General features: G+C 64.0%; 17 protein-coding genes. 13 read left to right on the top strand and 4 right to left on the bottom strand.

What is annotated here, in order from left to right:
• The first annotated feature begins 128 nt into the window (after window positions 1-128).
• Complete coding sequence (locus tag NCG91_RS23035; RefSeq protein WP_251351341.1) at window positions 129-293, top strand: hypothetical protein; 165 nt, start codon at window positions 129-131, stop codon at window positions 291-293.
• Here NCG91_RS23035 and NCG91_RS23030 read toward each other — a convergent pair.
• The 3 genes from NCG91_RS23030 to NCG91_RS23020 all read right to left on the bottom strand — a co-directional run bounded on the left by NCG91_RS23030 (window position 290) and on the right by NCG91_RS23020 (window position 2,192).
• Complete coding sequence (locus tag NCG91_RS23030) at window positions 290-1,138, bottom strand: HDOD domain-containing protein (RefSeq protein WP_046684532.1); 849 nt, start codon at window positions 1,136-1,138, stop codon at window positions 290-292. The genes NCG91_RS23035 and NCG91_RS23030 overlap by 4 nt on opposite strands.
• Before the next feature lie 289 nt (window positions 1,139-1,427).
• Entirely contained in the window at window positions 1,428-1,712 is a 285-nt protein-coding gene (locus NCG91_RS23025) for a hypothetical protein (protein WP_070220679.1), read from the bottom strand.
• A 45-nt stretch (window positions 1,713-1,757) separates the two neighbouring features.
• Window positions 1,758-2,192 (bottom strand): MarR family transcriptional regulator, encoded by a 435-nt coding sequence (locus NCG91_RS23020; protein WP_180278670.1) that lies wholly within the window; start codon window positions 2,190-2,192, stop codon window positions 1,758-1,760.
• Window positions 2,193-2,322: 130 nt separating this feature from the next.
• Here NCG91_RS23020 and NCG91_RS23015 point away from each other — a divergent pair, with 130 nt between their 5' ends.
• The 10 genes from NCG91_RS23015 to NCG91_RS22970 all read left to right on the top strand — a co-directional run bounded on the left by NCG91_RS23015 (window position 2,323) and on the right by NCG91_RS22970 (window position 17,333).
• Window positions 2,323-3,267 (top strand): GlxA family transcriptional regulator, encoded by a 945-nt coding sequence (locus tag NCG91_RS23015; protein ID WP_099666215.1) that lies wholly within the window; start codon window positions 2,323-2,325, stop codon window positions 3,265-3,267.
• A gap of 141 nt (window positions 3,268-3,408) precedes the next feature.
• Window positions 3,409-4,650 carry an acetylornithine/succinylornithine family transaminase gene (gene astC, locus NCG91_RS23010; RefSeq protein WP_099666216.1) on the top strand — a complete coding sequence of 414 codons (1,242 nt, stop codon included), beginning with the start codon at window positions 3,409-3,411 and terminating at the stop codon, window positions 4,648-4,650.
• A 94-nt stretch (window positions 4,651-4,744) separates the two neighbouring features.
• On the top strand, window positions 4,745-5,776 hold the full coding sequence (locus tag NCG91_RS23005) for an arginine N-succinyltransferase (protein ID WP_251351340.1): 1,032 nt from the start codon (window positions 4,745-4,747) through the stop codon (window positions 5,774-5,776).
• 13 nt (window positions 5,777-5,789) lie between these two features.
• Window positions 5,790-6,842, top strand: coding sequence for an arginine N-succinyltransferase (gene astA, locus NCG91_RS23000; RefSeq protein ID WP_251351339.1), 1,053 nt, complete (start codon window positions 5,790-5,792; stop codon window positions 6,840-6,842).
• The gene (astD, locus tag NCG91_RS22995; protein WP_251351338.1) at window positions 6,835-8,325 is read left to right on the top strand and encodes a succinylglutamate-semialdehyde dehydrogenase; all 1,491 of its coding nucleotides are present in this window, start codon (window positions 6,835-6,837) and stop codon (window positions 8,323-8,325) included. Before astA ends, astD begins: the two co-directional genes overlap by 8 nt.
• 9 nt (window positions 8,326-8,334) lie before the next feature.
• Window positions 8,335-9,675, top strand: a complete 1,341-nt coding sequence (gene astB / locus NCG91_RS22990; RefSeq protein ID WP_251351337.1) for an N-succinylarginine dihydrolase — start codon at window positions 8,335-8,337, stop codon at window positions 9,673-9,675.
• 152 nt (window positions 9,676-9,827) lie between these two features.
• Entirely contained in the window at window positions 9,828-14,555 is a 4,728-nt protein-coding gene (locus NCG91_RS22985) for an NAD-glutamate dehydrogenase domain-containing protein (protein ID WP_251351336.1), read from the top strand.
• Window positions 14,555-15,586, top strand: a complete 1,032-nt coding sequence (locus tag NCG91_RS22980; protein WP_251351335.1) for a succinylglutamate desuccinylase — start codon at window positions 14,555-14,557, stop codon at window positions 15,584-15,586. Before NCG91_RS22985 ends, NCG91_RS22980 begins: the two co-directional genes overlap by 1 nt.
• A 147-nt stretch (window positions 15,587-15,733) precedes the next feature.
• Window positions 15,734-16,714: a DUF2167 domain-containing protein gene (locus NCG91_RS22975; protein WP_251351334.1), complete on the top strand. Its 981-nt coding sequence runs from the start codon at window positions 15,734-15,736 to the stop codon at window positions 16,712-16,714.
• Window positions 16,715-16,823: 109 nt separating this feature from the next.
• On the top strand, window positions 16,824-17,333 hold the full coding sequence (locus NCG91_RS22970) for a DUF1993 domain-containing protein (RefSeq protein ID WP_251351333.1): 510 nt from the start codon (window positions 16,824-16,826) through the stop codon (window positions 17,331-17,333).
• Here NCG91_RS22970 and NCG91_RS22965 read toward each other — a convergent pair.
• Window positions 17,330-17,902: a glycine zipper 2TM domain-containing protein gene (locus tag NCG91_RS22965; RefSeq protein WP_251351332.1), complete on the bottom strand. Its 573-nt coding sequence runs from the start codon at window positions 17,900-17,902 to the stop codon at window positions 17,330-17,332. The two genes, NCG91_RS22970 and NCG91_RS22965, sit on opposite strands and share 4 nt — an antisense overlap.
• A 161-nt stretch (window positions 17,903-18,063) precedes the next feature.
• Between NCG91_RS22965 and NCG91_RS22960 the strand changes: the two genes are divergently transcribed.
• Window positions 18,064-19,176, top strand: a complete 1,113-nt coding sequence (locus tag NCG91_RS22960) for an NADH:flavin oxidoreductase/NADH oxidase (protein WP_251351331.1) — start codon at window positions 18,064-18,066, stop codon at window positions 19,174-19,176.
• 161 nt (window positions 19,177-19,337) lie between these two features.
• A complete protein-coding gene (locus NCG91_RS22955; RefSeq protein WP_251351330.1) occupies window positions 19,338-20,921 on the top strand; it encodes an ABC-F family ATP-binding cassette domain-containing protein in 1,584 nt (527 codons plus the stop codon).
• Window positions 20,922-21,060: the final 139 nt, after the last annotated feature.

Here is a 21,060-nt window from a genome sequence, read left to right as displayed (position 1 = left end):
CAGGACATCCCTAGCTTTGGACTTTACCCGCTTTCGAGCGGGTTTTTTTTGTCCGGTGTTTGAGGGTGGCTTGATAATTTGATACTTGCTGCACATATGGGGCCTCTCCCACTGCCAGCAGGTACGCCATGTTCATGCCACGCCACCCGAAACCCCTGTTGAGTACCAAGGCGGTTGCCACGCAAGTCGTCCAGCAAAAGCAGGGAATGAAGGCCATGGACAAGCATGTGCTGATCGTCGACACGGTCAAGCCGGCAGCAGTACCGCCAGCGGCCAGCAAGCCCGCAGGCTAGTGCACGAGCACCTTCAGCAGCGACTGCACTTCATCGTCCGATTCTTCCATGATGCTCGACAAGGTCGCATCGTCGCCGATCAGGCAATCGATGCTGCGCGCGGCGCGGGCGGCGCGCACGGCGATGGCGGCCGGGCTTTCGTTGAGGGGCGACGAGACGGGCGCCAGGTCATTCGCCAGCAGCAGGGTATCGCCCAGCGATTCGGGCGGGATGGCGCGCAAGCCTTCCCACAGCGCATCGATGGCGCCCATCACCGCTTCCGGCACCTTCAATTTGGTCAGGACGCCATGGCCGATCGCTTGTTCGCCATGTTCGACCCAGTCTTCCGGTTCGCCGTCGAGGATGCCGGGGAATTCGGCCGCGCGCGACAGCAGATAAAAGCCGCCCACTTCATGCATGATGCCGGCAAACAGGGCCGTATCGGGGTCCACCTTGGTGACGCGGCGGGCCAGTACCTGCGACAGGGCCGCCACGTGGGCCGTATGCTCCCACAACTGGTTGGCCTTCGCTTGCAGCACGGGATCAGTGATGGTGCTGCCCAGCTGGCGCACGATCAGCGATGCCACCACCGACTGCAGGGTACGCACGCCGAGCCGTTGCACGGCGTTGCGCACGCTGGTGATTTCATTGCCGGACCGGTTGAACGCCACGGAATTGGCGATGGCCACCGTGCGCGCCGCCAGCAGCGGGTCAGCCTGCACCAGCTTGGCTGCGGCTTCGATATGGCAGTCGGGATCGGCCAGCGCCTCTTGCAGCTTGAGCGAAGCGTCCACATTGGCAGGAAAGGTCAGCTCGCCACGAGCGGCTTGTGCGGCGATGCTTTTAAAGGCGTCGAGTCTGTTCATTGAAAAAATTATACTCGCAATATTTCCGTGCGGAACTTTTTAACCATGATCTTTTCGCAAACAGCTTAGCAAAAGGCAAGCAACTGCCCCGTAAACGAAAAAAGGCATGCCCCTATACTGGTGGCATGCCTTTTTTAACGACAGCGATTGTCACAGCGCTGGACAGGACCATCGCGAGCGGATGGGATTTGTGGCCGAGAAGCGCAACCGTACTTTAGTACGGGGGCGCCGAGCCGGTGAGCATCGCCGGCCGCAAAGCGCACCGCGCAGCAGGTCCTGTTCAGCGCTACTACAGAGCTTCGCTGAAGATGGCGTCACAGCCTTCAACCAGCTCGTCGCTGTCTTCCAGTTCATCCGTCAGGCCCAGGTCGAACAATTCCTCGACGGCGTTCATGAAGCTGTTGTGCTTGGTGGCGCCGATCAGGCGGTAGATTTCGCCGTCTTCGTTGCGCACGCCGATGATCAGTTTTTCCTGGCGCACCAGTTCCGGCGTGCTGGCGTTGAGCAGCAGGTTGCCGATGATGTGTTTATCGAAATGAGCGGGCTTTTTGCCTTCGAGCAGTGTGGTTTTCAACTTGGTTTCCTTTGTCTTGTTTGAATGTCTATGCTTGGTGTATGGTCAGCCGTGGCCGTTGGCGATGGCGTGCTTCAAGCCCGCCAGGGTGGTTTCCAACCGCATGAAATCGTCTTCGGTATAGCCGTCGAACAGGCGCTGGCCCTGCTTTGTCAGCTTGGGGAACACGTCATGGAACACGTGTTCGCCCTCGCAGCTCAGGCGCACGTAATAGGAACGCTTGTCGCGTGGACAACGTTCGCGGATCACCAGCCCCTTTTGTTCCAGCCGGTCCACCACGCCCGTCAAGGTACCCTTGGTGATCAGGGTTTTCTGGCCCAGTTCCTTGTAGGACATGCCACAGGTGTTGCCGAGCGTGGCGATGATGTCGAATTGCGCATGCGTCAAGCCGTACTGGCGCACGAAGTCGCCAGAAAACCGCTCGAAGCCTTGCATGCATTCGGCCAGCAGCCGGATACTTTTTAAATATCGTTCACCCATGGGGGGATTATATCCTTCCGCCCCGCTTTTTTCCGCCGCGCCAGGATGTGCCCTTGCATGAGGGGCTCGATGGGGCGGAAGTCCGGTATCATGTGGGCAACTCAGCCCTTGCCCCTGGCCCGCCTCGCCGATGTCCTTCGCTAATCTTTCCCGTATCGGCCTCGACAAACCGCTGCGTTTGCTGCTGGTCCATGCCGGCGATGCCGAGTCGATTACCTGGGCAGGCCTGGTGCAGCCGCTGCGCCTGTGCGCGCGGGCGCTGGGACCGGAAGCCCTGCAGCTGGACGTGCGCACGCCGGAACAGGTGGCCGCGCAGGGCGGCAACTGGCATATCGCACTGCTGGTGGCCGATGAAACGGAGGCGCCGCTGCGCGTCGAGCTGTGCCGGGCCGTGATCGAACGCTGTCGCTCGGCGCCATTCTGGGGCGGCGTGGGCGCTGCCGTGCTGTGGCTGGCCGACGCGGGCGTCATGGATGGCGTGCGCATCGCCTTGCCCTGGGCCTTGTATGCCGATGCGGAAGCGAAGGCCGAACGGGCCATTTTGACGCCGCATTTGTTCGATATCGACGGTCCGCACGTTACCTGCTGCGGCGGCGCGGCCAGCATCGACTTTTCGCTGACCCTGATCGAGACCATCTTTGGCGCCGACGTGCAGGCGCTCGTCAAGGAGGCGTTGTGCGTGGACAAGGTGCGCGGCAAGGAAGAGCGCCAGCGCGTGGCTCTGCAGGCGCGTTTCGGCGTGCTGCAGCCGAAATTGTCCGAAGCGGTGACTTTGATGGAGGCCAATATCGAGGAACCGCTGTCGACCGACGACATCGCCAGCCTGGTGGGCCTGTCGCGGCGCCAGCTCGAGCGGCTGTTCAAGCAATACCTGGGCAGCCTGCCGTCGCGCTACTACCTGGAGCTGCGCCTGCAGCGCTCGCGGCAATTATTGCTTGATACACATTATTCCATCGTGCAAGTTGGCCTGATGTGCGGCTTTTCCTCCGGTTCGCACTTTTCCACGGCGTTTGGCACTTTATTTGGCAACACCCCCCGTGAAGAGCGGCAGCGCAAGCTGATGCCGCCGGCCTAGCCCCGCGTCAAGGCAGCTGTGATGAATTGTGAAAATCCTTGTCGCAGATTCAAAAGAGTTTTAGCATCCCGCTTTTTATAATGCAGTACACACGTAGCTGTCGTAGCTGCGGAGTACCTAACATATTGATGGGGAAATGCTATGAATGCCAAGCTTGATTCGACCGTAACGGCTCGTCCAGTCACCCGGGAAACCTTTGACCAGGTCCTCGTTCCTACCTACGCCCCTGCTGCCATGGTGCCCGTGCGCGGTTCCGGCCTGGATCTGTGGGACCAGTCAGGCAAGCATTACCTCGATTTCACCTCCGGCATCGCCGTCAACAGCCTGGGTCATTGCCATCCGGCCCTGGTCGACGTGCTGACCAAGCAAATCAATAATTTGTGGCATTTGGGCAACGGCTACACCAACGAGCCTGTCCTGCGCCTGGCGCTGGCCCTGACGGAAGCGACCTTCGCCGACCGCGCCTTCTTCTGCAACTCGGGCGCGGAAGCCAACGAAGCGGCCCTGAAACTGGCGCGTAAGTATGCGCACACCAAGTTTGGCGCGCACAAGTCGCGCATCATCTCGTGCTTCAGCTCCTTCCACGGCCGCACCCTGTTTACGGTCTCCGTCGGCGGCCAGGCCAAGTACACGGAAGGCTTCGAGCCGCTGCCGCCGTCGATCGACCACATCGCCTACAACGACATCGAAGCGGCGCGCGCCGCCATCGGCGATGACGTGTGCGCCGTGATCGTCGAGCCGGTACAAGGCGAAGGCGGCGTGGTGCCAGGCAATCCGGAATTCCTCAAGGAGCTGCGCGCCCTGTGCGACAAGACGGGCGCCCTGCTGATTTTCGACGAAGTCCAGAGCGGCATGGGCCGCACTGGCGCGTTGTTCGCCTACATGGGCTACGGCGTCACGCCGGACATCCTGACGGCCGCCAAGGCGCTGGGCAACGGCTACCCGATTGGCGCCATGCTGACCACGAATGAACTGGCGCAAACCCTGGCCGTCGGCACCCACGGCACCACTTACGGCGGCAACCCGCTGGCCGCCACCGTGGCCCTGACCGTGCTGGAAACGATCAACACGCCGGCGTTCCTGGCGCGCGTGAAAGAAGCGAGCGTCAACACCATCGCCATGCTGCAAGGCTTGATCACGGATTACCCGCAAGTGTTCTCCGTCGTGCGCGGCAGCGGTTTGCTGCTGGGCCTGGTAGTTACCGATGCCTTCAAGGGCCGCGCGAAAGACATCCAGAAAGCAGCCGAAGCGCAAGGCTTGATGGTGCTGATCGCCGGCATGGACGTGGTGCGCCTGGCGCCGGCCCTGATCGTCTCGGACGAACAGATTGCCGAAGCGGGCCGCTTGCTGCGCGTGGCCATCGACGGCATGCTGAAAGCCTGAGGCTAGCCTCGCTCCCTGTTTGATCACCGGCCCGCCGCTTTGCTGCGGGCCGGCTTGGTTCTACCCTGGCATTGTCTGCACTGAAGGAGTATCCATGTATGTTGTCCGTCCGGTAGAAATTGCGGATATCGCAGCCCTCGAAGCGCTGGCCGCGGTAACCATGCCGGGTGTCCATACCCTGCCGAAGACGCGCGAAAAAATCGCCGCCTCCGTCGAGCGCTCCATCGCCTCGTTTGCCGCCCATGTCGACATCCCCAGCGAAGAGTCGTATCTCTTCGTGCTTGAATCCCTGCTCGACAAGAGCATCGCCGGCACGGCCGCCATCTTCGCCTCGGCCGGCTCGAACGGTACCTATTTTTCCTTTCGCAACGACGTCATCCAGCAAGTCTCGCGCGACCTGAACATCAGTCACAGCGTGCATGCGCTGACCCTGTGTTCGGAGCTGACGGCGTACTCGCAGCTGTCCGGCTTCTATGTGCGCAACATGGAGCAGGCGGGCCTGGAGGCGGCCTTGCTGTCGCGCGCGCGGCTGCTGTTCGCCGTGCTGGCACCGCACCGTTTCGGCGATCGTTTCTTCGTGCCGCTGGCCGGCATCACGGACGCCAACGGCCAGTCGCCGTTCTGGGATGCGCTGGGCCGCAAGTTCTTCCAGATGGATTTCCTCGATGCGGAGAAAGTCATCGGCGGCGCGCGCAACCGCACCCTGATCGTCGAACTGATGCCGCATTACCCCGTGTACGTGCCGCTCTTGCCCGGCGACGCGCAGGCGGCCATGGGCCAGATCCACCCGAGCGGCGAACTGGCGTTCAATCTGCTGACGGAAGAAGGTTTCGAAGCCGACGACTACATCGACATCTTCGATGGCGGCCCGATCCTGCAGGCGCACAAGAATTCGCTGCGCTCGTTTACGGGCTCGCTCACGCGCCGTGTCGTCGCAGGCGTCACGCCCAGCCGCACGGGCCTGAAAGTGCATTACGCGATCGCTTCGGGCGCGGAGCGCAACTTCCGCGCCGTCACCTTCACCTGCGATGCGCTCGAAGGGCAGGACACCGTCGGCTTGCCGGCCGAGCTGCTCGAGGCGCTGGCCGTGGCCGAAGGCGACAGCGTCATCTGCGTACGCATCTAACCGAGAGAACATTATGCTAGTAGTACGCGCCATCAACGCTTCTGACCTGGATGCCCTGTACGGCCTGGCCAGCCAGGTCGGCACCGGCATGACCACCCTCAAGCCGGACATGAAAATGCTGGGCGACCGCCTGGCCATCGCCTGCGCCTCGTTTGCCGAAACGATCCCGCCCGAAAAGCGCGACTACATGTTCGTCATGGAGGATACCGACACGGGCCGTCTGGCCGGCGTGTGCGCCATCAAGGGCGCCGTGGGCCTGGACGAACCGTTCTACAACTACCGTATCGGCACGCTCGTGCATTCGAGCCGCGAGCTCGATGTGTTTACGCGAATGGAAACGCTGTACCTGTCGAACGACCTGACGGGCAGCACGGAACTGTGCTCGCTGTTCCTGCACCCCGATTACCGCAGCGGCAACAACGGCAAGCTGCTGTCGAAAAGCCGTTTTCTGTTCATCGCCCAGTTCCCGCACCTGTTCACGGAAAAGCTGATCGCGGAAATGCGCGGCTACCAGGCGCCGGATGGCAGCTCGCCGTTCTACGAGGGCCTGGGCCGCCACTTCTTCAAGATGGATTTCCACCACGTCGACGACCTGACGAGCCTGGGAAAAAAATCGTTCATCGCCGAATTGATGCCGCGCCAGCCCATGTACGTGGCCTACCTGCCCGACGAGGCGCAGGTAGTCATCGGCAAGGTGCATCTGAGCACGGCGCCCGCGCGCCGCCTGCTGGAGCAGGAAGGCTTGCACTTCGAAGGCTATGTCGACATTTTCGACGCCGGTCCCGTGCTGCAGGCGCGCGTCTCCGAGCTGCGCGCCATGCGCGACAGCATGCCGGCCGTGCTCGACGCCGAGGCGGCACCGGAAGCCTGTGGCGACCTTGCCCAGGCCGAGCCTTACCTGGTGTCGAACACCGACCTGAAAGATTTCCGCATGATCGTCACCAGCGCCAATCCGCACAGCGGCAAGATCGCGCTGGACGACGATGAACTGCATTTGCTGCGCTGCCATCACGGCGACACCGTGCGCACCTTGTCACTCAACCCGAGGAAGCATCCCCATGTCTAACGTATTTAATTCGTCTACCGCAGCATCGAACTTCATCAACGGCGCCTGGCTGCCAGGCACGGGCCGCGAACTGCTCACCATCGACCCGTCGAACGGCAAGCAGACCTGGGCCAGCCTGGAAGCGACGGAAAACGAAGTGGAGCAGGCTTGCCAGTCCGCCCGCGCAGCGTTCGAAGCGTGGGCCGATACGCCCGTCGAAGAACGCATCGCCATCTGCGTGCGCTTCCGCGAGCTGCTGAAGGAGCACGCCGAAGCGCTGGCGCTGCTGATCTCGGAAGAAGTGGGCAAACCGCTGTGGGAATCGCGCACGGAAGTGGCCACCATGGCCAACAAGATCGATATCTCGGTGCAGTCGTACAACGCGCGCACGGGCATCACGCAAAGCAAGATCGCCGACGGCGACGCCGTCTTGCGCCACCGTCCGCATGGCGTGTTCGGCGTCTTCGGCCCGTACAATTTCCCCGGCCACCTGCCGAACGGGCACATCGTGCCGGCCCTGATCGCCGGTAACACCATCGTCTTCAAGCCCAGCGAATATGCGCCGCGCACGGCCGTCAAAACCGTGCAACTGTGGCAGCAGGCGGGCTTGCCGGATGGCGTCGTCAACCTTGTCAACGGCGGGCGCGACACGGGTGTCGCGCTGGGTGCCAATGCGCACCTTGACGGTGTGCTGTTTACGGGTTCCTGCCAGACGGGCATCAGCCTTCACCGCCAGTTCGGCGGCCAGCCGGGCAAGATGCTGGCGCTGGAAATGGGCGGCAACAATGCCCTCGTCGTGTGGGACGTGAAGGACGTGGACGCGGCCGTACACCACGCGATTTTCTCCGCCTTTGTCTCCGCCGGCCAGCGCTGCACCTGCGCGCGCCGCCTGGTGGTGCAGGACAACGCTGCCGGTGCCGCGTTTGTCACGCGCCTGGTGGAAGTGGCCGCGAAACTGGGCATCGGCGCGTCCGACGCCCAGCCGCAGCCCTTCATGGGTCCAGTGGTGTCCAGTGCCGTGGCCGCGCGCCTGGTGCAGGCGCAGGCGGATATGGTCGCCAGGGGCGGCACCACCTTGCTGCAGATGCGCCAGCTCAATCCGCAGGCGGGCTTTGTCACGGCCGGTATCGTCGACGTTACCGCTGCTACCGGCATCCCTGACGAAGAGTGGTTTGGTCCCCTGCTGCAAGTGATCCGCGTGGCCGATTTCGATGCGGCCCTGAAGGTGGCCAACGCCACCGAATTTGGCCTGGCCGCGGCGCTCTTGTCCGACGATCCGGCCCTGTGGCAAACTTTTCAAACGCGCGCTCGCGCCGGCATCATCAACTGGAACCGTCCCACGACGGGAGCGGCCAGCACGGCGCCGTTCGGCGGCATCGGCAAGTCGGGCAACCACCGTCCGAGCGCGTATTACGCGGCCGATTACTGCGCCTACCCGGTCGCTTCGATCGAGAACAGCGCGCTGGAAATGCCAGCCAAGCTGTCGCCCGGCCTGAATTTTTAAGGAAATCCCATGCACAGCACGCGCGAATACAACTTTGACGGCCTGGTCGGGCCATCGCATAACTATGCTGGACTATCGTTCGGCAACGTGGCCTCGTTCAGCAATGTGAAAAGCGCTTCGAATCCGAAGCAGGCCGCCTTGCAGGGCCTGGCCAAGATGCGCGCCCTGGCCGCGCGCGGCTTTGCGCAAGCCTTGCTGCCGCCGCAGGACCGGCCGAATTTCCGCCTGCTGCGCTCCATCGGTTTCACGGGCACGGATGCCGAAGTGCTGGCGCGCGCCTACAAGGAGTCGCCCGTCATCCTGGCTTGCGCATATTCCGCCTCGCCCATGTGGACGGCGAATGCCGCCACGGTCAGTCCGTCGGCCGACACGCAGGATGGCCGCGTGCATTTCACGGCCGCCAACCTGAATAACAAGCTGCACCGCGCCTTCGAGCATGCGCAGTCGGCGCGCAGCCTGCGCGCCATTTTCAGCGACGACAGGCACTTCGCCGTGCACGAGGCGCTGCCCTCGACGCCGGCCTTTGGCGACGAGGGCGCGGCCAACCACACGCGCCTGGGCGCAAGCCACGGTGCGCCATCGGTTGAACTGTTTGTGTATGGTCGCGTGGAGTTCGACCCATCGGCGCCGTCGCCGAAGCGCTATCCGGCGCGCCAGACCCTGGAAGCGTCGCAAGCCGTGGCGCGCCTGCATGGCCTGGACACCAAACGCACCGTGTACGTGCAGCAGAATCCTGACGTGATCGACCAGGGCGTGTTCCATAACGACGTCATCGCCGTCGGCAATGGCAATGTGCTGTTCTATCACGAGCAGGCGTTTGCCGATGAAGAGGCAAGCCTGTCGCAGCTGCACCGCGCCGTCGCCGCCACGGGGGCCGATTTGCAGGCGCTGCGCGTGGACACGGGCCAGGTGCCGATCGCGGACGCCGTCAGCAGCTATCTGTTCAACAGCCAGCTATTGACGAAAGAGGGCGGCAAGATGGCGCTGGTAATACCGCAGGAGTGCCAGGAAAACCGCGCCGTGTCGCGCTACCTGGATGGCCTGGTGGCCAGCGGTGGTCCCATCGATGAACTGATACATTTCGATCTGCGCCAGAGCATGCGCAACGGCGGCGGGCCCGCCTGCCTGCGTTTGCGCGTGGCGCTGACGGAAACCGAAGCGCGCGCCATGCACCAGGGCGTGATCATGACGGAAACGCTGTACCATCGGCTGGTGCAGTGGGTGGAAAAACACTACCGCGACCATCTGGAACCGGGCGACCTGGCCGATCCGCAACTGGCGCTGGAAGTGCATGCGGCGCTTGAAGAATTGACGATCATCCTCAACTTACCGGGATTGTACGACTTGTAGGCGATAGAAAACACACAGAAAAATCCGAGACAGACTATCCGTAGCACAGACAGAATTGGACGGGCGACCCCCGTCTCTTGACACCGCTGCCGCCCAGCCACAAGCCCGAACGACAGCGTTGGACATTCACATTACCGTAATGGAGATGCAAGATGAATCACACGCCACAAGATTTGCGTACACAAACGCTGGAGTTGATTAACGCGGCTGGCAAGGCAGGCAAGGCGGCAGCGCCTGTCGTGCAACTGGTGCAGGCATGGCTCGACTCGCTCGACGCCGAAGACCTGGCCGACATCGCGCCGGACAGTCTGGCGCCCGTGCTGGTCGACGGCTTCACGCAAGCGGCCAAACGTACCGGCAATGGCTGCCAGATCGCCACCCTGCGCTATGCGGATGGCCGTGGCGGCATGGCGAGCGCCTTGCTGATCCTGAACGAAGACATGCCCTATCTGGTCGACTCCATCGTCATGGCCATGCGCCGCCAGCACCTGGCCGTGCGCGGTGTGATGAACACCGTGCTGCCCGTGCGCCGCGCCGCCGACGGCAGCGTGGAAGCGGTGCGCCAGCCGGGCGACCCGCTCGAATCGTATGTGCTGGTGCTGCTCGACGAAGAGCTGGCGCCGGAAGCTCTGGCCGCGCTGGTCGCCGCCCTGGAGACGGTCGCGCGTGACGCCGCGGTGGTGCGCCGCGATAGCGCCGCCATGAGCGAGCGCCTGGCCGCCGTCGCCACGACTGCCGCCCAGCATGGCGAAGAAGGCGCGGAAGTGGCCGCCTTCCTGGAATGGGCACGCAGCGGCGGCTTTGAAGTGTTCGGCTACGCCTACTACCGCGTCAAGCCGGGCGTGCGCGAACTCGAACGCGACATCCCGAGCCGCGTCGGCGTGCTGCAGGATACGGCGCACCCGGTCTACGGCACCTGCCTGGCGAATATCCCGGGCGACTTCGACACCCTGGCCAAGCGCGACTCGGCGCTGTCCATCGTCAAGGCTGACGTGGCAGGCACTTTGCATCGCGACCAGCAGCTCGACTTCATCGGCGTGCGCGACATGGATGCGCAAGGCGCGATCCTGGGCGAGCATTGCTTCGTCGGCCTGTTCACCCGCGCCGGCAATTCCACTCCGCTGGCGGCACTGCCATTTGCGCGCGGCCGCGTGGCCAAGGTATTGAGCCTGGCCGGCGTGCGCCAGCAAGGCTTCCGTGCCGAGAAATTCCGCGAAATCCTCGAATCCCTGCCGCGCACGGAAGCGCTGGAAGCGGACCTCGATTGGCTGGCGCAAGTGTGCGGCGCCGTCGTCTCGCTGTACAAGCAGCCGCGTACCAAGGTCTTCGCGCGCCGCGACGTGTATGCGCGCCACCTGAACGTGCTGGTCTACCTGCCGCGTGAGCGCTACAGCGCCAGCGTGGCATCGAGCCTCGCAAAAGCCCTGCAAGCCAGTTCCGGCGCCACGCATGTGAGCACGCAGACCCTGGTGGCCGACGGCCCCCTGGCGCGCGTCTACCTGATCGCCCACGCCGCGCGCTACCCGCTGGACCTGGAAACGGATATCGAACAGCCGTTGCTGGGCGTGCTCGATGGCTGGCATAACGGCTTTGCGGCCGTGGCCGACGCCGTGCCCGACGTGGCACTGCGCACCAGCCTGCGTAAACTGTGCGCTACTTTGCCGCTCGATTACGTGGCCGCCACCGCGCCCGCCATCGCCTTCCGCGACCTCGACACCATCCTGCGCAATACCGACCCGGCGCACGTGGCCGTGCGCATCGAAACGGGCGCCGTTACGACCATCCGTTTGTACTCGGCCAACAAGGTGCCGCCGCTGTCGACCATCCTGCCGGCCCTGCATAATGCGGGCGTGGCGATCGACCGCGAACAGGCGTATTCGGTTTCGCTGTCCGACGGCACGCGCTATTTCGTCACCAGCCTGACGGTCGATGCCGCCAGCGCGGCGAAACTGGCGCAGCCATCCGTCGTCGCTGTGGCGCAGGAATTGTTTGCCGCCCTGTTCAACGACACGGCCGAAGATGGCCGCCTGAACGGCCTGGTCATCGAAGGCGGCTTGTCGACGCGTGAAGTGCAACTGGTGCGCGCCTACACCAGCTACTGGCGCCAGACGGGCAGCCGCTTCTCGGTGCGCTACATTGCCGAAAGCCTGCGCAAGCAGCCGGCCCAGGTCAAAGCCCTGGTCGACGCTTTCCTGCAGCGCTTCGATCCTGCGCTGTCCGACGCGCAGCATGCGGCCGCCCTGGAGGCCATCGCTATCATCAAGGCCGGCCTGCCCTCCGTGAACCATGCGGACACCGAGGAAATCCTCGGCGCGCTGGCCGACTTGATCAGCGCCACGCTGCGCACCAGCTACTTCCAGAACAATCAAGCCGGCGACAAGATCATCTTCAAGTTCGACACCAGCAGCCTGGCGCTGGTGCCGGAACCGCGTCCTTACCGCGAGATTTTCGTCTTCTCGCGCCGTTTCGAAGGCGTGCACCTGCGCGGCGGCCCGGTCGCCCGTGGCGGCTTGCGCTGGTCCGACCGCATGGAAGACTACCGCACCGAAGTGCTGGGCCTGGTCAAGGCGCAGATGGTGAAGAATGCCGTCATCGTGCCGGCCGGCGCGAAGGGCGGTTTTGTCTGCAAGATGATGCCGAAGGACGCCGTGCGCGAAACCATCGCGGCCGAAGGCGAAGCCGTCTACCGCCTGTTCATTTCCAGCCTGCTGGAAGTGACGGACAACCGCTCGCTTGGCAATATCGTGCCGCCGGTCGATACCGTGTGCTTCGACGAAGCCGACCCGTATCTGGTGGTGGCCGCCGACAAGGGCACGGCCACGTTCTCGGACATCGCCAACGGCATCGCCGTGCAGCGCGGTTTCTGGCTCGGCGACGCGTTCGCTTCGGGCGGCTCGAACGGCTACGACCACAAGAAGCTGGGCATCACGGCCAAGGGCGCATTCGAAGCCGTGAAGCGCCACTTCTATGAAATGGACCACGACCTGAACACCACCCCGATCACCATGGTCGGCGTGGGCGACATGTCGGGCGACGTGTTCGGCAATGGCGTGCTGCTGTCGCGCCAGCTGAAACTGGTGGCCGCGTTCGACCACCGTCACATTTTCCTCGACCCGACACCGGACGTCGCCGTCTCGTTCGATGAACGCGCGCGCCTGTTCGCCTTGCCGCGCTCCTCGTGGGACGACTACAACAAGGACTTGATCTCGGCAGGCGGCGGCGTGTATCCGCGCTCCGCCCGCACGATCGAACTGTCGCCGCAAATCCGCGCCGCACTCGATATCGCCGAAACCTCGCTGCCGCCGGAAGAACTGATGCACCGCATCCTGAAGTCGCCCGTGGACCTGTTCTACAACGGCGGCATCGGTACCTACATCAAGGCTTCCACCGAGACGCACGCACAGGTGAAGGACCGCGCGAATGACCATATCCGCGTCAGCGGCAATGAGCTGCGCGTGAAAGTCGTGGCCGAAGGCGGCAACCTGGGTGCGACGCAGGCCGGCCGCATCGAATTCGCGCTGGCGGGCGGACGCATCTTTACCGATGCGATCGACAACTCGGCCGGCGTGGATTGCTCGGACCATGAAGTGAACGTGAAAATCTGGCTGGACGTGGAAGTCAATGCGGGCAAGCTGACGGAAGCCGACCGCAATCGCGAGCTGTATGCGATGACGGACGACGTCGAGCGCCTGGTCTTGCGCGACAACACGCAGCAGACGCATTTGCTGGTGCGCGAATTGCAGGCGCAAAGCGAAAGCGCCGTGCAGGATGGCTATGCCGCGCTGATCGCCAGCCTGGAAGAAGAGGGCGCCCTGTCGCGCGAACTGGAGCAACTGCCGTCGGTGGCCGAACTGGCGCGTCGCAAGGCCGACGGCCGTGGCTTGACCACGCCGGAACTGGCCGTGGTGATCGCCAACGTGAAGAACCGCTTCAAGCGCATCCTCTCAAGCCTGCCGTTGACCGGTGAAACCTGGGCCGAGCCAGTCCTGAAACCGTACTTCCCATCCTTGCTGGTGGAAACCCGTTCGGCGCTCGACCACCCGCTGGCCAATGCCATCCTGGCGACCGTGCTGGCCAATGAAGTGATCAACCGCTGCGGTCCGCTGATGATCCGCAACCTGGCGGCGGAACACGGCGTGGACGAGTCCAGCGTGATCCTGGCCTGGGGCCAGGCTTGGGTGGCGCTGAACCTGGCGCCCGTGTTCGACGCGCTTGATGCGGACGCGCTGACGATCCCACGCGACGTGTCGATCAAGGTCGATGCGCAAACGCGCGTGCTGCAGCAGACGATGATCGCCGGCGTGCTGTCGGTGCCTGCCGAACAGTTGCGCGGCGCCGGCCTGGCCGAACTCACGCGCCTGTTTGGCGCGGAATCGAAGCGCGACCTGCTGAAAGCCGTCGGCATCAAGTCGGAAGCGGCGCTGGTGCCGGGCTTGACGCCAGCCTTCGTGCAGGCGTGGGATGCGGTCGATGCGCTGGAAGTCGTCGCCGGCTTCCTGTTCCCGGCCCTGTCCGTGCCGCGTCCTGCGGCGATGGACCTGGCGGCCTTCCTGCAAGTGGGCCTGGCCCTGCGCAGCCAGGCGGGTATCGGCACGCTGGAGCGTGGCCTGAAGCTGGCCGCGCAAGGCAAGTCGCAGGAGCAGTTGCGCAACTACGCGCAGCAAGCGCTGCGCCGCACGCAACAGCGTCTGCTGACGCAGGTGCTGGCGCGCGCCGAGCAAGGCAATGCAGGCCAGGCCGTCGATGCGGTGACGGGCGCGCTGGGCCTGTCGGCCTATGTGGCGGCGACGGAACTGGAGCAAGCCATGCTGGACGTGTGGACCTTGTCGGAAGCCGTGAATAAAATCACGGCGAAACCCACAGCGGAAGCGGCGGTGTAATGACGCAAGCAGTAACGCAGGTAGTAACCCAGGTAGTAGTGGGCGCTGGCGGCTTGCCGCCAGCCGTGCAGGCGCTGGCGCAGGCCGATTTCAGCGGCGTGGCGCAGCTGTTCGCCAACGCCGGTTTCACGGTGGCCTTGCCGGCGCCCGGCATGCTGCAAGTCGTCAAGCCGCAGGCCGATGCGGGACGCGCCAGCGTGGCCGTCTCGGTGGGCGTGCATGGCGACGAAACGGGGCCGATCGAAGTGCTGGCGCATCTGCTCGACGCCCTGTCGCGCGATGCGTCGACGCTGGCCGTCGATTTGCTCGTTTGCGTGGGCAATGTCGATGCGATCCGGGCCGGCAAGCGTTTCATCGACGCCGACCTGAATCGCATGTTCCGCCCCGTGCGGGGAAGCCTGGCGCAGGCGGCGGAAAGCGCGCGCGCCGATGAAATGATCGCTGCGACAGCAGCGTTCTTTGACGCGGCGGGCCCCGTGCGCTGGCACCTGGACTTGCACACAGCCATCCGGCCTTCCGTGTACCCCACGTTTGCCATCGTGCCCGACCTGGTGGCCGACGACGCCAAGGCACAGCTGATCGACTGGCTGGGCCAGGCGGCCATCGGCGCCATCATCATGAACCCGCAGTCGGCCGGCACCTACAGTTATTACTCGGCCGAGCATTTCGGCGCGGCTGCCAGCACGGTGGAGCTGGGCCGCGTGGGTACCCTGGGGCAGAACGATTTGTCCCTGTTCGACGATGTGTCGCGGGCGCTCGATGGCTTGCTGCGCGGCTTGCCTGCGCAGCCCGTCAAGGCGCAACCGCACGTGTTCAAGGTGGCGCAGGAAATCATCAAGCACAGCGATGAATTCCGCATGGCGTTTGATCGCAGCACGCAGAATTTCACCTCCCTGCCGCAGCACGCCGTGATCGCCAGCGATGGCGACCATGTCTACACGGTGCAGCATGCGGAAGAGCTGGTGGTGTTTCCGAACCCGGACGTGCGCGTGGGCTTGCGCGCGGGCTTGATGGTGGTGCGTACCTCCTGATCGTCCCGCCATCACGCAGCATCAGGCGCCAGCCGGGGAAACCCGCCTGGCGCTTTTTTGCTAAAAAGATGCTGCACAGAAATAATTATCCATTAGGCAATCAACTGGTTTAAAATATTTTCCCTTTTGCAATTTATTGGACCGTTCATGTTGAAACGCCTGCTGACAGCCCTGCTGTGCCTGACCCTCTCCGGCCTGACGGCTGCCGCCCCCGCCGATGAGAAGGCTTCTGCGCCGGAAATGACGGCCGAACAATTCCTCGCCCAGTTGCACCTGCAGCGCGGCAAGATCACCTTGCCTGGCGGCATCGCCACCCTGGACTTGCCCGCCAACTTCCGTTATCTGTCGCCGACGGACGCCGAACGCGTGCTGGTCGATGCCTGGGGCAATCCACCGGGCATGGTATCGCTGGGCATGATCGTGCCCGCCAAGACCAGCGTGCTCGAGCGCGACAGCTGGGGTGTCATCGTCACGTATGAAAAGGAAGGGCATATCAAGGATGACGATGCGGACAGCATCAAGTACGACGAATTGCTCAAGGATATGCAGGCGTCCGTGCTGGAAAACAATGCGGAGCGCAAGAAGCAGGGCTATCCCGGCATCCATTTGATGGGCTGGGCGGAAAAACCCAGCTATGCCAAGGATACGCACAAGCTGTACTGGGCCAAGGACTTGATGGTCGATGGCGGCGAACACTCGCTCAACTACAACGTGCGCGTGTTGGGCCGCGAAGGCGTGTTGAACCTGAACGCGATCGCCAGCATGCAGCAGATCGAGGCGATCAAGAAAGAGATGCAGCAAGTGACGGCGTTCACGGAATTTACCGAGGGTAACCGCTACACGGATTTTGACAGCAAGACGGACAAGGTGGCCGAATATGGCCTGGCGGCGCTGGTGGCGGGCGGCGTGGCCAGCAAGCTGGGCCTGTTTGGCAAACTGCTGGCGCTGTTGCTGGCCTTCAAGAAAGTGCTGATCCTGGCCGTGGTGGGCGGCGGTGCGGCCATCGTCAAATTTTTCGGCGGCAAGCGCAAGGAGAAGCAGGCGCCGCAGCCGCAGCCAGTACCGCAGCCGGAAGCGGCGGAACAGCCCGGCCATGCGTCGGATGGCAAGGTAAACCTGGACAAGTAATAGCAACTGGGCCGCTCGGTGCGCTGGCGCACAGGAGTGGCGTTGCGCGCGCTGCCGGAAGACGGCGCCTCGGGTACACTGGCTCATCGTTCATTCTCAGGAGTCCGCCATGTCCGTGTCCATGTATCAGGCAACCATTCCCGTCTTCATCCGCGGCTTGCGGGTCGTTTCGGCCTTGCTGGAAAAGGCGCAAGCCCATGTGGAGGAAGATGGCATCGTGCCCGAGATTTTATTGGGCGCGCAGCTGGCGCCCGACATGCTGGATCTGACGGCGCAGGTGCAGCGCGCCAGCGACACGTCGAAGATGTCGGTCGAGCGCCTGAGCGGCGTGCCGGCGCCGAAGTTCGAGGATAACGAAGCGTCATTCGAGCAGCTGCAGGAGCGCATCGCCAACACCATCGCCTACATCGACAGCGTGAATGCGGGCCAGATGGCGGGCAGTGCGCAGAAGGAAGTGGTGCTGAACTGGACCGACGAGGGCAGGAAATTCTCGGGCGACAATTACCTGCTCAGCTTTGCTTTGCCGAATTTTTATTTCCACGTCTCCATGGTCCACGCCATCCTGAGAAACAATGGCGTGGCCGTGGGCAAGCTCGATTATCTGGGACCGTACGATTAACGCTGTGGCTGCTGCTGAACCTGATTCTGCACCGCGTTGCCCAGCATGCCGCCGCCGATCACGCCGGCCACCGTCGCCAGCGCCTTGCCGCGACCGCCACCGACCTGATTGCCGATCAAGCCGCCGATGACGGCGCCCGTGCCGATGCCCACGTAGTTCGGTTGTGCCGGCGCCGGTGCAGGCATTGGCTGCGGCTGGCGTACGGGTTCGCGGTAAGCCGTGTCGCGGTAGCCATCATTGTTATCGTTGTAGGCAGGACGCGCCTGCGCCACTTGCGTGTGGTGCACGACGCGCTTGTGCACGACGGGCGCCGGGGCTGGTGCCGGGGCGGCTTGCGCCACGACAGGCGCGGCGAGCGGGGCCGTCACAGGCGCTGCCAGGGCCGCGGCGCTGGCCGGCGTCATGGCGGCCACATCGGCAGGGATGGCTGGCGTGGCAGGCACATTGGCCCGCGAATTGGGCAGGATGCCGGCGATGGACGCCGCGCCCACCAGGCACAGGACGGTCACGGAAATGGCGGCGCCGGCCATCAAGGGGTGGATGCGGCTGGCGGTAGTTGTCGTGTTCATGTGTTCTCCTGGGGGTGGTAATGCCGGTGTTGTTGATGTGTCCAGATTAGCGTCCTCGTCTGCGCAAGGCTAGCCCTTGCGCTGTATCAAACGTAAGCAGGTGTAAGCCGCGCTTTCCAAAGCACAGTAGAATCGGTGCATTCCCCTTTCCGGAGTCCGCCATGAGCCAGTTATTCACGCCATATGCACTGGGGCCGCTGCTCGTGGCCAACCGTATCGCCATCGCACCCATGTGCCAGTACTCGGCCGACAACGGCAACGCCACCGACTGGCACATGATCCACCTGGGCCACCTGGCCCTGTCCGGGGCGGGCTTGCTGATGACGGAAGCGACGGCCGTCTCGCCCGAGGGACGCATCTCGGCCGAAGACCTGGGCCTGTGGTCGGACGCGAACCAGGCGGCGCTGGCCAACGTGGTGCAGGCGATCCGCCGCCACGCGCCGATTCCACTGGTGGTGCAGCTGGGCCACGCGGGACGCAAGGCGTCGAGCCGCGCGCCCTGGCAGGGCGGCGCCTGCGTGCACCTGGCCGAGGGCGGCTGGCAAACGGTGGCGCCGTCCGCCATCGCCCATGCACCCGGCGAAACCGTGCCCATCGCCCTCGATGAGATGGGTTTGTTGCAGATCAAGGGCGCGTTTGTCGCGGCCGCCCAGCGCGTGCATGCGCTCGGCATCGAAGGCATCGAACTGCATGCGGCGCACGGTTATCTGCTGCACCAGTTCCTCTCGCCCCTGTCCAATCACCGTACCGACGTGTATGGCGGCAGCCTGGAAAACCGCATGCGCTTTCCGCTGGAAGTATATGAAGCCGTGCGCGCCGCCGTGCCCGACAGCGTGGCCGTGGGCGTGCGCCTTTCCGCCACCGACTGGGTCGATGGCGGCTGGGAAATAGAACAAAGCGTGCGCTTCGCGCAGGAACTCAAGCAACTGGGCGCCGACTTCATCCACGTCTCCAGCGGTGGCATTTCGCCGCAGCAGCAAATTCCCGTGAGTCCCGGCTACCAGGTGGCGTTTGCCGAGCGCATCAAGCGCGACAGCGGCTTGCCCACCATCAGCGTGGGCTTGATCACGGAAGCGCAGCAGGCGGAAGACATCGTTGCGCAAGGTCAATCCGACATGGTGGCGCTGGCGCGCGCCATCCTGTTCGACCCGCGCTGGCCCTGGCATGCGGCGGCCCAGCTGGGCGCGCAAGTGCAGGCGCCACCGCAGTACTGGCGCTCGCAGCCGCGCGAGTACAAGCACCTGTTCGGCGACACGACCCTGGGGCAGCGCTAACAGGCTTGCTCTGCTACACTGACGCATCTTCCCCATTTCTCCAGGACACTTCGACATGCGCCATTGATACTGCCGTGCTGTGCACGGCCTCGCCCTTCCCGCCACAGCGCCTTTGCGCCGCGCGGGTTCGCCAGCCCTGTCTGCACGTACAAGGAGTATCCATGCCCGCATTACTACAACTCGACCGTCTTTCCTTTGTGCTGCCCGATGGCCGCACCCTGTTTTCCGATTTGCAATTCGCGTTTGCCCCGCAACGTATCGGCCTCGTCGGCGATAACGGCGTGGGCAAGAGCGTGCTGGCGCGCCTGCTGGCATGCCAGGCGCAGCCGTCTTCTGGCGCCGTGCGCTGTGACGGCGCCGTGCATTACGTGGCGCAGGAACTCGATCCGCAGCGCTATCCCACCGTGGCGGCCCTCGCCGGCGTGAGCAGCTTGCTGGCGGCGCTGGCGCGCATCGCCGAAGGCAGCATCGACGAGGCCGACTACGCCCTGGTGGGAGACCGCTGGGATGCCCATGCGCGCTTGCGCCAGGCGCTCGACGCGCTTGATTTATCTCATATCGATGCCGACACGCCGACGGCTGGCCTGAGCGGTGGCGAGCGCCAGCGCATCGCCCTGCAGGGCGCCTGGCTGTCGCAGGCGGACTGGCTGGTCCTCGATGAGCCGAGCAACCACCTTGATGTCCATCAACGTGCCCGCCTGGTGGCGCAGATGGCGCGCTGGCCGGGCGGCTTGCTGCTGATCAGCCATGACCGCGGCTTGTTGCAGCACGTCGATGAAATTGTCGAGGTGTCGCCGCAGGGCTTGCGCAGTTATGGAGGCAATTACGCCATGTTTGCGCAGCAGCGTGCGCTGGAGCAGGCTGGCTACGCCGCCGCCCTGCAAGCGGAAAAGGCCGGCGCCAGGCGCGAACAGCGCGAGGCGCAGCAGCAGGCAGAACGCCAGCAGAAACGGGTGACGCGCGGTGAGCGCGAGGGCCGCGAAGGCAATCAAAGCAAGCTGCTGCTGGACGCAAAAAAGGAGAAAAGCCAGGATAGCCAGGGCAGGCTGCGCGTGCGTGCGCAAGAGGCGCAGCAGGCGCGCCAGCAAAGGGTGATGGACGCCAGCGCCCGCTGCGCGCCCGAGGCCGAACGGCTGCTGCTGGCGCCCGGGAGTGGCGTGCCGAACGGGAAACTGATCCTGGAGCTGCGCGAATTGGTCTTGCCGCATGGCCAGACGCACGCCATCAACCTGGTGCTGAGCGGCCCGCGCCGCCTGGCCGTGACGGGAGGCAATGGCAGCGGCAAGTCGACCCTGCTGCGCGTGATCGCGGGACAGCTGGCGCCCGCCAGCGGCGCGCTGCGCTGCCATGCGCAGGTGGCCTGGCTGGACCAGCATGCTGGGCTGCAAGACGGCGAGTGGAGCGCCGTGCAACGCTTGCAGGAACGCAACAGCCTTGTGCCGGAAGGCGAGCTGCGCACGCGGCTGGCGCTGCTGGGCATTGCCGGCGCGCGCGCCACCATGCCCAGCCGTTTGCTGAGCGGGGGCGAGCGCATGAAGGTGGCGCTGGCGGCCGAACTGTATGCGCAGACGCCGCCGCAATTGCTGCTGTTAGATGAGCCCGACAATCATCTGGACCTGGCCAGCCTGCAGGCGCTGGAGCAGATGCTGCTGCAATATCAGGGGGCGTTACTTGTGGTTTCGCACGACCAGGCATTTTTGCAGGCGATAAACCTTGACCCGGAGGGCTTGACATTGCACAAGTGACAATTGAATGAAAAAATACACGCTCGATGCCTGGAGAGCATGCTTCATGAACCGATGCTGAATTTTGTTTGATTGTCGGTATAATCCACTGAATAACCGGGCCTATTTGTGAACTAAAACTGCTGGTTCACCAATATGA

Source organism: Janthinobacterium kumbetense (assembly GCF_023703445.1).
Taxonomy (GTDB): domain Bacteria; phylum Pseudomonadota; class Gammaproteobacteria; order Burkholderiales; family Burkholderiaceae_D; genus Janthinobacterium; species Janthinobacterium kumbetense.
The sequence above is the reverse complement of the archived record's forward strand: the minus strand, read 5'-3'. Positions and strand labels throughout refer to the sequence as shown.